The sequence below is a fragment of the Acinetobacter pecorum genome, assembly GCF_014837015.1.
Classification (GTDB): Bacteria; Pseudomonadota; Gammaproteobacteria; order Pseudomonadales; family Moraxellaceae; genus Acinetobacter; species Acinetobacter pecorum.
The window spans coordinates 71431-82303 of record NZ_JACSPT010000015.1 but is presented as its reverse complement, the minus strand read 5'-3'; the positions used below and the strand labels follow the sequence as shown (position 1 = coordinate 82303).

The window sequence follows — 10873 nt, the reverse complement described above, 5'->3', positions numbered from 1 at the left end:
TAGACCTCACACCCAAGTTGTCACTTAAATTTGAATGGATTGGGGAAAACTCAGCTTTTGAATGTTTATGCAACAAAGCCGCGTTAATCCTATATCACTGCTTCAAAAACATTCAGTCAGTCCATAAGAGGGTATTGCCTATTTCAGATTCGATCCATGCAGATGGGTAGTTTAGTCATGAGCCAACCAGCAAGCTAAAAACTCGCTAGATGAATTTTACTCACCTTTAACTGAATTTATATCGTTTTACTCATCTTTGGATTCACGCTTAAATAAAGCCAGACAGAAATTTAGCTTTTTATATTTTTATAAAAATTTAGGGTGGCATATCTCCATGAGTACAGCATTTCAATGTTCAATTAAACGTATTCGTTTTGATGAGAACTACAAACCAGCAAACAATACACGTCTAACCACCAATTTTGCCAATTTAGCGCGTGGTGAAAGCCGTCAGGAGAATCTTCGTCGTACACTTGCGATGATTAACAACCGCTTTAACAGCTTGGCGACTGCCGATAATCCTAGAGGTGATCGTTATTCACTGGAGATTGATATCATCTCTGCTGAAATTGATATTGAGGGCAATGGTCAAACCTTTCCCTTTATTGAAACCTTGAAAAGTACCATTATCGACCATCATACCAATGAACGCATTGAAGGCATGATCGGGAATAGCTTCTCATCTTATGTACGTGATTATGACTTCAGTGTGGTATTGCCATCACTCGGCTGTAAGGCCAATGAAAAACCTGAGGACTTTGGTGACCTGCACGGCAAGCTGTACCAGCATCTTGTGAATTCAGCAGTCTTTAAAGCTGAATTTAATAAACAGCCTGTGATTTGTCTCAGTGTTTCAACCACGAAAACCTACTACCGCAGTGCCAATGTGCATCCTGTTCTAGGTGTGGAATACACCAATGATGACTACTCACGTACCGATGAATATTTTAAAAAAATGGGCTTAAGTGTTCGCTACTTTAAACCTGAAAATGGCAATGCGCCGTTGGCATTCTATTTTGCTGGTGACTTGCTGCATGATTACACCGATTTTGAACTGATCAGTGCGATCAGCACCATGGAAAGCTTCCAGAAAATCTATCGTCCTGAAATTTACAACACTAATTCACCCGCAGGTGTGGTGTATCAGCCTAGCTTGAGCTATGGCGATTATTCATTGACTCGCATTGTCTATGACCGTGTTGAACGTGGTGAACTGGCAGTCAAACAAGGTAAATGGACAGAGGAAAATTTCATTAAGCCGTATAAAGACATTCTGGATGAATGGGCTGCCAATTTTAAAGTAGCAACGGCTCAGCAAGACAACGCTGCCTGATAGATCACATATATAAACGAATTTAGAGAAAGAAGATTAGACATGGCACTTTTACAAGCTAAAAAGTTACTCCCGACCTCTACAGCAGGCAGCTTGCCAAAACCGTCCTGGCTGGCAGAACCTGAAAAGCTTTGGTCAGCTTGGAAACTCGAAGGTGCAGAACTACTAGAAGCGAAACGTGATGCACTGAAACTGTCCTTGCATGAACAAGTCCATGCCGGCATTGATATTGTCAGTGATGGTGAACAGACCCGTCAGCACTTTGTGACCACGTTTATCGAGCATCTTGAAGGGGTAGATTTTGAGAAACGTGAAACCATGCGTATCCGTAACCGTTATGATGCCAGCGTACCTTCAGTAGTCGGTGAAGTTTCCCGTAAAAAAGCAGTGTTTGTGGATGATGCGAAATTCCTGCGTAGCCAAACCACGCAGCCGATCAAATGGGCACTGCCAGGTCCAATGACCATGATTGATACATTGTACGATGGTCACTACAAGAGCCGTGAAAAACTGGCATGGGAATTTGCCAAAATTCTGAACCAGGAAGCACTTGAATTAGAGGCAGCAGGGGTTGATATCATTCAGTTTGATGAGCCAGCATTCAATGTGTTTTTTGATGAAGTAAATGATTGGGGTGTAGCAACTTTAGAGCGTGCGCTTGAAGGTCTGAAATGTGAAACTGCTGTACACATTTGCTATGGTTATGGCATTAAAGCCAATACCGATTGGAAAAAGACCCTCGGCAATGAATGGCGTCAGTACGAAGCAGCCTTCCCTAAACTACAACAATCAAAAATTGATATTGTATCGCTTGAGTGTCAACACTCACGTGTGCCGATGGATCTGATTGAGCTGATTCGGGGTAAAAAAGTCATGGTTGGTGCGATTGATGTTGCAACCAATCAAATCGAAACGCCTGAAGAAGTTGCCAATACACTGCGTAAAGCGTTGCAATTTGTGGATGCAGACAAACTGTATCCATCAACCAACTGTGGGATGACACCGTTGTCTCGTCAAGTGGCTCGGGGCAAACTCGAAGCACTTAGCGCAGGAGCTGCGATTGTTCGTCAGGAGCTGGGTGCTTAAAAGAAGCATGGCTAAACCAGAGTAGGGTGAATGATCCGTAGATCATTTACCTGCCTTTGAGTGCAGGCACATCGTATATATAATTGAGATGAAAGAGATGATTGAAGCAATAGACTTTAGAAATGCAATGTCCTTGTTAACCACGTCTGTGAATGTGATCACGACCCAAGGTGTAGCAGGAATGCATGGCTTTACCGCATCGGCCGTATGCAGTGTGACTGATACCCCACCGACATTGCTGGTCTGTATGAATCAATCCTCTCGTTCACATGAACATTTCATTAAAAATAAAGTACTCTCAGTCAATGTACTCAGCACGCAGCATGAATACATCTCCAATGCATTTGCTTCAAGCAAATTTAACTCTGAAGATCGCTTTAAACTCGGTAAGTGGAGCACGCTTGAAACAGGTGCTCCAATTTTAGATGATGCTTTGGTGAGCTTTGATTGCCAGATTGAAGAAATTCAAAAAGTGGGCACACACAGTATATTTTTATGTCGTGTCATCGCGATTAGACAGAGTCAGCAGGAGGAAAGTCTGGTGTATTTTAACCGTGCGTATCATCAGGTCGGTCAATTAGAAACTGTTTAACTTTCCCTCGCTACAATGTTCTAGCCCTTATCGTGTTTAAATCCAGATAGCGAATTAAAACTGGAAGAAATAAAAGTTATTTCTTCCAGTTGAGTAAGCGTTTAAGTGAAGTGTAAAAGCTATCGAGCACAGTTAAAGCTTTCAGCTTTTTCGCTATCTCCCCGACCGCTATAACGTGCAATTAATGGGTATGGACAGAGTGGGCGGGTCCGGTTTGGTGCCCAGTTTGACGGGATTTCAGAATTAATGTCTCCACTCGGATTACCCGGACCGCGTGCAGTGGCAATAATACGGTCAGGTTTTTCACCATATTCCACCCATCTGACCAGTGCAGTCAGTCCATCAAACTGGTCAGTAGCCACACCCTGAGAAACATGGTTCATACCCGGAACCCGGAAAAATCGTACTGAATTCTGTATAGTGGCTGAATAACGTTGCAAAAGCTGATCATACCAGTTTTGTGATTCCTTCTCGGAGGTAGAGCCATCCGCTACTGCATGTACTACCATAATTTTACCTCCTCTTGAAGTGAGAGGCGTCACATTTAATGGATCAGGTGGTCCCATAAAAGCAGTTGAGCTTTCCTTATAGGTGTTATCTGTCCTGTATAGCTTGATAAGGTCAGTATCGAAATTATAATTCAAGATATATTCACTCGGTCTTTCCAATCCTAATAAATTAGGTGGAGTCTCGAACACAGTGCCTAATACTCCAGCACTACGATCTAAAGCGCTAAGAGGTGCTAGTTTCAAATTGGCCCATTTCTGTCCAACGATTCCTGGATCATAAGGTTCACTGACATAAAATTTTTCACCTTTAGAGTTTACAGGTGTATCAAATACAGCAGCGATAACCTGTATCTGTTCTGCTGACAGGCAGGTTCCATTACGTTCTCCCTGACACACCGGAACATCTCTTTGGATATTAAATTCTGATTGGCATCGGTCTACATCCTGTACCATGCCATCTACAATACCATCCAGCTTGTCACATTTATTTAAGACAGAATCCGCTACAACTTTTCTTTCAGCATCGGTAAAAGCTGTTATTGTCTCATCAATTTCCGTAGCGACTTTTCGGAGTTCTTTAAAATCATAAATTTGTGCTATTGATGAAAGAGGCGGCTCAAAGGAAGGCGAGTTGGCATAAATACCATCATATTCCCTTGGTAAGCGTGTAGCTGCATTCAGCGCCAGATTTCCACCTCGTGAAGCGCCACCTGCATAAGATCGGTCTGGCAGTTTGTCATAGCTAAACCTGATGAGCTGCTTTGCCATCGGGGTTAACTTGATCATCGAGTCATAACCATAATCAAGCCTGGCCTGTGGGTCTATACCAAAAGTAGTAATTTGTTCAAGTGTATGACCCATATCTGAGGAGATCACAGCAAAGCCTTCATATAAGGCATTGGTGAGTGGCCCCCCGCTTCCAACATAACCTAAGGCTGGAATGAGTTCTCCACCAAATCCACCATTGGCCTGAAAAAGAAAGCGGCCACTCCAGTCCAGAGGAAGACGCATCTCAAAACCAATTCGATACTCTTGCCCATCTATAGGACTGATTCGTGGAAACATATAGCCTGTGACTACACAATGGGCCCGAATGGGTTTTTCAGCTACAGTCACAGCACCCGCAGCCTCAGCAGTGGCTGAAGTAATCGTGGTATTGGCATATTGAAATGAACCCAGCTGTTCACACCGTTTCTTTATTTTAGCTCCAACAGCAGGTGATAATTGTGGTGTTTGATTAGAAGGAGGATTACCTTGATATCTGTCATTGTCATTATCGCCACCACAGGCTGCCAATAAAAAAGAAATCATCATAAGCAGGCTTAATCGGGATAATATATTGTTATTTAAATCATTCATTTGAAGCTCCATCTTGCAGTAAAACTAAATGGTTGAGTGACTTCATAGAAATATATTGATATTTAAATAGCCTGTTTCATTAAATAAAAGTTTTAATTATCAACAAGATCAAGAGTAATAACTCAAGAGTTATGAAGGCTGTTCTTATTTTAGCAATACTTAATGCCTGAAAGTGAGTCACTTTCAATATTTAAAGTTTTGTTACCTGATTTAATAAAACAGGAAGAGATGTGTACCTGAATCAGGATGCCCTTGAGTTAGAAGCAACCTTGCAAAGTGTAAGTGGAACAACTATAGAATTTCAAATTCCTCACTAAAACTGGAAGAAATAAAAGTTATTTCTTCCAGTTGAATAAGCGTTTAAGTGAAGGGTAGAAGCTATCGAGCACAGTTAAAGCTTTCAGCTTTTTCGCTATCTCCCTGACCACTATAACGTGCAATTAATGGGTATGGGCAGAGTGGGCGGGTCCGGTTTGGTGCCCAGTTTGACGGAATCTCGGGATTAATTTCTCCACTCGGATTGCCAGGACCTCGTGCAGTGGCAATGATACGATCAGGTTTTTCACCATATTCCACCCATCTGACCAGTGCAGTAAGTCCATCAAACTGGTCAGTAGCAACACCCTGAGAAACATGGTTCATACCTGGAACCCGGAAAAACCGAACGGAATTTTGTATATTGGCTGAATTGCGTTCCAAGAGTTGTTTATACCAGTTTTGTGACTCATACATGGAGGCAGTAGATCCATCTGCTACTGCATGGACTACAATAAGTTTACCTCCTTTTGAAGTCAGAGGAGTCAGGTTTAGTGGATTAGGTGGTCCCATAAATTCAACCGAACTTTCTTTATAGGTATCATCTGTCCTGAACAACTTGATAAGATCGGTATCGAAATTATAATTCAATGCAAATTCCAGTGGATTTTGCAAAGGTGCCTCCTCAGGCGGGACCTGAAAAGTAATTGCTGTGGCATTAGCAAGACCTTCTAGATATTGAGTAGAAAACAATTTTACATTGGCCCATTTCTGCCCGATGATACCCGGATCATAAGCTTCACCCACATAGAATTCTTCACCTTTAGAATTTACCGGAGCTTTAAATACATCGGAAATCACCTGAATCTGTTCTGCTGACAGGCAAGTACCATTTCTTTCACCCTGACAGACAGGAACATCTCTCTCAATATTAAATCGTGTCTGACACTGATCCACATCCTGCACCATACCATCGGTAATGCCATCAAGCTGGTCACACTGCCTTAAAACAGCATCTGCCACAACTTTTCTTTCTTCTAGAGTAAAAGCTGTCACTAAATCATCAACATCGGTGGCGACTTTTCTCAACTGTAGTGCATCATATATTTGTGCAACTATTGCCACTGGTAAGTCAAATGGAGGTGAATTGGCATAAATACCATCAAATTCATTTGGTAATCGCGTAGCTGCAATTAATGCAAGGTTACCGCCACGGGAAGGTCCAGCAGCATATGATCTGTCAGGCACTTTGTCATAACTAAACTTGATGAGCTGCTTTGCCATCGGGGTTAACTTGGTCATGGCAGCATAGCCATAATCAAGTCGCGCCTGAGGATCCAGTCCAAAAGTAGAGTTTTGTTCAAGCGTATGGCCCATATCTGAAGAGATCACTGTAAAACCTTCATAGAGAGCATTGGTGAGTGGCCCCCCACTTCCGATAAAACCTAGCGCTGGAATGATCTCGCCACCAAACCCGCCATTGCCCTGGAAAAGAAAGCGTCCATTCCAGTCCAGAGGAAGACGCATCTCAAACCCAATTCGATATTCTTGTCCGTCTACAGGGCTGGTTCGTGGAAACATATATCCTGTAACCAGACAATGTGCCCGAATGGGTTTATTGGCAACGGTCTCAGCACCTGCCTCCAGGGCAGTAGCTGAAGTAATCGTGGTGTTGGCATACTGAAATGAACCGAGCTGTTCACACTGTTTCTTTATTTTAGCTCCAACAGCAGGTGATAATTGTGGTGTCTGGTTCGAAGGAGGATTACCTTGATAGTTGTTATTGCCATTATCACTACTGCAAGCGGCCAATAATGAAATCATCATCAGCAGGCTTAAACGGGATAATATATTGTTATTTAAATCATTCATTTGAAGCTCCATTTTGTAGGAAAGCTAAATGGTTGAGTGGCTTCATAAAAATTTATCGATATTTAATAGCTTGTTTTAATTAGATAAAAATTTTAACTATCAGTTGGATAAAGATTTTAAGATGCAGGACTTTAGAGTTATGAAGGTTGTGTGAAGTTTAGCAGATATTAATGGTATAAGTGATATTCACTTTCAATACTTAAAGTTTTGTTACCTGATTTAATAAAACCGGATTCGATACGTAGCTCAACTATTTTTTATAAGGGTTATAACAAGCTATGAGCATCGAACAAGAACCTCAATAAAATGGAGAGGTAGAGTGAAATTTAGATAGAAAGGAAGCAAAGTCCTATCAATGAATGGGAAATACAAATCTTCTGATTCGCTCAGAAATTTTAAGTGATACAAATAGCTTTAAAAGCATTATAAAGATAATTCTTTTCAAAAAAATTAAAAAAAATAAACTGTTCAAAGATACATAGGTTGTAGTATCAAAGAGAGAATAGGAAACTTGATTAGATTAGGAAAATAAATAGCTTTTACTCGCCACATCAGCCTTAAAAATGAGACATGAAAGAAAAATAAAGGCGATATAGTCTAGAGTTTTTAGAAATATTTTTATAAGTTTAAATGAATATAAACAAATTCCTGTACCTTGTTCACTCATATACAATTATTTAATCCTCAACCGGAGATGTGCAATTGCGTGTTGGCCGTTATAAGTTATTGATCATCATTGTCTTGCTGATACTGGTACTGGCTTTTGCTCTATTTCGCTGGTGGCAGGGACCAAAGGTACCTAGTTATACCTTAAGCGCCATGCCGCTGGTACAAAATGTCGTTGCGAGCGGGCGGGTCACGACCGTGGCACGGACTCAGATCGGCAGCGAAATTACCGGGGTGGTTCTCGAAACAAGAGTCAAAGAGGGGGATAAAGTCAAGCCGGGTGACCTGTTGGTGGTACTGAAATCTGATGAGCTTCTGGCCCAGGTTAAGCAAGCCGAGCTGGCACTCACCGATTTGGCTAAGGTCAAGCGCCCACAGGCAGAGGCTGAACTGGCCAGTGCCAAAGCGCAGCTAGATCAGGCCAGCCGTGAAGCAGCACGTAGACGCGCTGCTGGTGTAGGCATACTCTCGGCTGAAGAAATAGAACAGGCGGTAGAGACAGAAAGGGTAGCACGTAACAATTTTGAAACGGCCCGCCTGAAAGCTGAAGCCCTGGCATCCGGACAAGTTGAAGAAGCTTCACTGCGCCAGCAGCTCGCGGTGGCACAGGCGCAACTGGCCAAGGCAAAAATACGTTCTACGGTGGCAGGAACAGTGCTGACACGTGATGTAGAGCCTGGCGATCTGGTTCAGCCTGGACAAACACTATTTACGGTGGCCTTGAATGGCAATACGGAAATTCGGGTACCCTTGGATGAACGGAACTTGCCACAACTGGCCTTAGAGCAAACAGCTACTGTGATTGCAGATGCGTATCCGGATCAGAGTTTTCCGGCGCGTATCAGCTTTATCGCACCAAGTATTGATCCGCAACGCGGGACAGTAGAAGTCAGATTAGTTGTTAATCCGGTACCTGATTTTCTTCGGCAGGATATGACTGTTTCGGTCAATGTCGAGACTGCCAGAAGGGAGCGAGCACTCGCCATTCCAAATGATGCTTTAAGCAGTGTCAAAGGCGATAAGGCAGTGGTGTTAATGGTTCGTGATAAAAAAATAAAGCATCAGCAGGTCCGTTTAGGCCTGCGTGGCCTGACCATGTCCGAAGTAGTTTCCGGCTTGAAAGGAGGTGACCAGGTATTGGTGAATGCAGACTCTTCATTAAAGGATGGGGCTAGAGTTCGGGTAGAGCCGCAAACAACCTCCGTGATGAATTCTGCTAATGATAATACAGATAGTAAAAATGAATTACCGGTGAATTTCGATTGAAAAATTTTCTTGGGCGGCTCTGGATCGAATGGAAAATCGCGGTCAGTTTTTTGCGCGAGGGCCGGGCACAATCTCTGATGATCACTGTCGGCGTCGCGGTAGGCGTGGCTGTAATTGTATTCATTACTGCTTTGATTCAGGGGCTGCAAGCAAATATTATTGAACGTACGCTAGGCACCCAGGCCCATATTCGTCTGCTGTCACCAGATGAAGTCAATCAGGTGGTGTCGCCTCCTGCGGGTACTGTGCAATTGTTGCAAGAAGATAAACGAGCACAGCGACTGCGTTCGATTAATAACTGGCAGCAGATTACCGAAACTCTGGACCAGTTACCTGTGTTGACTGCTGTCTCACCGGTTGTGTCAGGGCCTGCCTTTGTTCAGCGAGGTGATGCGATCGAGTCGGTGGCACTGGTCGGAATGAATCTGGAACGTTATCAGCAGATTATTCCCTTAAAAGAATATCTGATTAGCGGACAGTTGCGAGTGGGTGCAGACGATGTGCTGATTGGCAGTCAGTTGGCCAAAGATCTGGGAGTACAGGTCGGCAGCAAGCTGCGACTGGATACCGGGCAGCAGAACAGCGCTGTGGTCAATATTGCCGGTATATTTGAACTCGGGGTGCGTGATCTGGATGCTCGCTATGTTTATCTGGATTTAAAGCAGGCGCAGTCTTTACTCTCCCTGCCGGGCGGAATAACCGTCATCGATCTGACCATTGACGATATTTTTCAGGCAGACCAGGTTGCAGCACAAGTCGCGCGCCTGACTTCATTGAAGACGGAAAGCTGGATTGAAACCAATACGCAGCTTATGAATGCAATTACTGCCCAAAGTCTATCCACCAATATGATTATTGTCTTTGTGGCGATTTCGGTTGCGTTCGGCATTGCCAGCGTCATGTCTGTCAGTGTGGTACAGCGCACCCGGGAGATTGGTATTTTACGAGCAACCGGCGCGACCCAATCACAAATTTTGAGGGTTTTTTTGTTTCAGGGGGCAATCTTTGGCTTGCTTGGTTCGGTGCTGGGAAGTGTGGTCAGTTATGGTCTGGTTTGGGTTTTTAATAACTTTGGTCCGGGATTATTTTATATTCCCATTTCGATTGAACTGGTCTTGCTGGCTCTATTGCTGGCGACATTAACAGGGGTGCTGGCTGCGGCAGTACCATCACGTCGGGCAGCAGCACTTGATCCGGTGGAGGCGATTCGTCATGTCTAAGCAAGCTGAAGAAGTCCTACGTCTGGAAGCATTGCGAAAATCTTATAATATTGGCCAGCCTAATGAGGTAGAGATCTTGCATGGCATTGATCTGCGCATTGATCGCAATGACTTTGCTGCACTCATTGGCCCTTCGGGTTCTGGTAAAAGTACTTTATTAAACATTTTGGGGTTGCTGGATAAACCGACAAGTGGCGAACTGTATTTGTTGGGACAGCCTACCAGCGCGATGGATGATGCCGCCCGTACTGCATTGCGTGGCACCAGCATCGGATTTGTATTCCAGTTTCATCACCTGATCCAAGCCTTTAGTGCAATGGATAATATTTTAATGCCTTTAATGATGGCGCAGGGCAAGCCGAAGCAGCAGGCATTGCAACGCGCACGAGATTTGCTGGCCGCAGTAGGACTGGAAAAATTTGCTGAACGTAAACCGAATGAACTTTCGGGAGGACAGCAGCAGCGGGTAGCCATTGCGCGAGCTTTGATCACTGAGCCGGCATTATTATTGGCAGATGAACCTACAGGCAATCTGGATACCCAGACCGCGGCTGACATGTTTGAGCTGTTTCGTAAAGTGCATCGTGAACGTGGTTGTGCTGTACTTCTGGTAACGCATGATCCGCGCCTGTCAGCCACTTGTGACCGTACTATTAATCTGGTCGATGGCCGGATTGAAAGTGATTCAAGCAATTCTCCTCAAGATTAAGCTGTA

8 protein-coding genes are annotated in these 10873 nt (G+C 43.8%); 6 read left to right on the top strand and 2 right to left on the bottom strand.

Features of this window, described 5'->3' with window-relative positions; genetic code table 11:
- The first annotated feature begins 334 nt into the window (after positions 1–334).
- From H9629_RS11605 to H9629_RS11595, 3 genes are all read left to right on the top strand, one after another.
- Entirely contained in the window at positions 335–1333 is a 999-nt protein-coding gene (locus tag H9629_RS11605) for a putative oxygenase MesX (protein WP_191731121.1), read from the top strand.
- A 42-nt stretch (positions 1334–1375) separates the two neighbouring features.
- Positions 1376–2419: a methionine synthase gene (locus tag H9629_RS11600; RefSeq protein WP_191731120.1), complete on the top strand. Its 1044-nt coding sequence runs from the start codon at positions 1376–1378 to the stop codon at positions 2417–2419.
- Positions 2420–2516: 97 nt separating this feature from the next.
- Entirely contained in the window at positions 2517–3011 is a 495-nt protein-coding gene (locus tag H9629_RS11595; RefSeq protein WP_064095816.1) for a flavin reductase, read from the top strand.
- Positions 3012–3130: 119 nt separating this feature from the next.
- Here the strand turns inward: H9629_RS11595 and H9629_RS11590 are convergent, their stop codons facing one another.
- Entirely contained in the window at positions 3131–4879 is a 1749-nt protein-coding gene (locus H9629_RS11590) for a tannase/feruloyl esterase family alpha/beta hydrolase (RefSeq protein ID WP_064095737.1), read from the bottom strand.
- 378 nt (positions 4880–5257) lie between these two features.
- Complete coding sequence (locus tag H9629_RS11585) at positions 5258–7006, bottom strand: tannase/feruloyl esterase family alpha/beta hydrolase (RefSeq protein WP_191731119.1); 1749 nt, start codon at positions 7004–7006, stop codon at positions 5258–5260.
- Between the two features lie 702 nt (positions 7007–7708).
- Between H9629_RS11585 and H9629_RS11580 the strand changes: the two genes are divergently transcribed.
- The 3 genes from H9629_RS11580 to H9629_RS11570 are packed head-to-tail and all read left to right on the top strand — an operon-like array spanning position 7709 to position 10867.
- A complete protein-coding gene (locus H9629_RS11580) occupies positions 7709–8938 on the top strand; it encodes an efflux RND transporter periplasmic adaptor subunit (RefSeq protein WP_191731125.1) in 1230 nt (409 codons plus the stop codon).
- Complete coding sequence (locus H9629_RS11575) at positions 8935–10158, top strand: ABC transporter permease (RefSeq protein ID WP_191731118.1); 1224 nt, start codon at positions 8935–8937, stop codon at positions 10156–10158. Before H9629_RS11580 ends, H9629_RS11575 begins: the two co-directional genes overlap by 4 nt.
- Positions 10151–10867, top strand: a complete 717-nt coding sequence (locus H9629_RS11570; protein WP_191731117.1) for an ABC transporter ATP-binding protein — start codon at positions 10151–10153, stop codon at positions 10865–10867. Before H9629_RS11575 ends, H9629_RS11570 begins: the two co-directional genes overlap by 8 nt.
- Positions 10868–10873: the final 6 nt, after the last annotated feature.